This is a genomic window from Pseudomonas sp. PH1b, assembly GCF_000633395.1.
In the GTDB taxonomy this organism is placed as follows: Bacteria; Pseudomonadota; Gammaproteobacteria; order Pseudomonadales; family Pseudomonadaceae; genus Aquipseudomonas.
This window is the reverse complement of record NZ_AYMU01000045.1, coordinates 1-445: the sequence shown is the minus strand read 5'-3', so window position 1 is coordinate 445 and position 445 is coordinate 1. Positions and strand designations below refer to the sequence as shown.

Genomic DNA, 445 nt, shown 5'->3' with positions numbered 1-445 from the left:
TGGATGTTCGTCAGTTTGCCTTCCTGGCCCGCCAACCTTCTGCCACCCTGCAAGCGCGGGAGTCGTTCTGGGGGCTGCCCAAGCGGGGCCTGGCGTTCATCCTGGCCAACATGATGTTCTGGCAGCCTGTGGTGGCGATGGCCGACGGCATCGTGGTCAACGGCGGTGGCACCACACTGGGCCAGGCCGGCAATGGCGTGCCCATCGTCAACATCGCCGCGCCCAATGGCAGCGGCCTGTCCCACAACCAGTTCAGCGACTACAACGTCGGCCAGCAGGGGGTGATCCTCAACAACGCCACCGGCCGCACCCAGCAAACCCAGCTCGGCGGGATCATCCTCGGCAACTCCAACCTGGGCGGGCGCTCGGCCAATATCATCCTCAACGAAGTCAACGGCGGCAGCCCCAGCCAGCTCAAGGGCTACACCGAAGTGGCCGGGCAGTC

1 protein-coding gene is annotated in these 445 nt (G+C 65.6%); it reads left to right on the top strand.

The features are described from left to right. Positions 1-445, top strand: a 445-nt coding sequence (locus U873_RS0133170; RefSeq protein ID WP_025132343.1) for a filamentous hemagglutinin N-terminal domain-containing protein, incomplete at both ends; no start/stop codon positions are given.